2 protein-coding genes are annotated in these 916 nt (G+C 66.3%); both read left to right on the forward strand.

Annotation, left to right across the window (positions count from 1 at the left end; genetic code table 11):
• Positions 1 to 138: 138 nt before the first annotated feature.
• Positions 139 to 495: an IS66-like element accessory protein TnpA gene (gene tnpA / locus AC58D2_RS20600; RefSeq protein ID WP_497392892.1), complete on the forward strand. Its 357-nt coding sequence runs from the start codon at positions 139 to 141 to the stop codon at positions 493 to 495.
• Complete coding sequence (gene tnpB / locus AC58D2_RS20605) at positions 492 to 839, forward strand: IS66 family insertion sequence element accessory protein TnpB (RefSeq protein WP_006963110.1); 348 nt, start codon at positions 492 to 494, stop codon at positions 837 to 839. Before tnpA ends, tnpB begins: the two co-directional genes overlap by 4 nt.
• The last annotated feature ends 77 nt before the right edge of the window (positions 840 to 916 follow it).

The following is a 916-nucleotide window of genomic DNA, read 5'->3' on the forward strand; positions in this document are numbered from 1 at the left end:
GTAACCGTGGTGTGAAGGCCGCCTTGCGGGACGGCGTTCCGGGGTGCTGATAGCCGCTCTTTGCGAGGAGCGGTGATGAGCGAGGATATCGGAGCGGCGGGAGCGAGTGCTCTTGTGACTGGTCATATGAGTGATCGTATGAGCAGTCGGATCGCGGTCGTTGGCGGCCGTCGCCGTTGGTCGGTGGATCAGAAGCTGTCGATCCTGCGCGAGGCATTTGGCCCCGACGGCTCGGTCTCGGCGACATGCCAGCGGCACGCGGTCGGCAGCGGGCTGCTCTATACGTGGCGCCGACAGGCCCTGGCTGGCGATCTGACGGGAGCGAAGCGCACGCCGGCACCCTCGTTCGCCGAGGTGGAGGTGTCCGTTCCGGCCCCGGCGACGGCAGGCAGCGGCCAGATCGGGATCGAGCTGCCGTCAGGCGTGCGGCTCACCGTCGACGCGGCGGTCGATGCCAATGCGCTGGCACGGGTGATGTCCGTCCTTGCCCGATGATCCCGTTACCGCCGACGACACGGATATATCTGGCCTGCGGCGCCACCGATATGCGCAAGGGGTTCGACGGCCTCGCGGTGCTAGTGCAGCAGGTGCTGGAGAAGAGTCCGCACTCGGGCGCGCTGTTCGCGTTCCGCGGCAAGCGCGGCGATCTGGTCAAGCTGCTCTGGTATGACGGCCAGGGCCTGTGCCTCTTCTCGAAGCGCATGGACCGTGGCCGGTTCGTCTGGCCGATCACCAAGGCGGGCAAGGTCAGCCTCACCGCGGCGCAGCTTTCGATGCTGCTCGAAGGCATTGACTGGCGGCGTCCCGAACGCACCGCGGCGCCCTTGCTCGCAGGGTAAAAAGTGGCGGATTAGTGAGGGTTTTACTGGCATCGCGGAGCCACTTTTGCTAGATGTTCCGCGTGTCGGAACCAGCC

Source organism: Sphingopyxis sp. CR5, assembly GCF_059693785.1.

Coding starts and splice junctions, on each gene's coding strand:
- tnpA (WP_497392892.1), top strand. CDS start 139: ATGAGCAGTCGGATCGCGGTCGTTGGCGGCCGTCGCCGTTGGTCGGTG.
- tnpB (WP_006963110.1), top strand. CDS start 492: ATGATCCCGTTACCGCCGACGACACGGATATATCTGGCCTGCGGCGCC.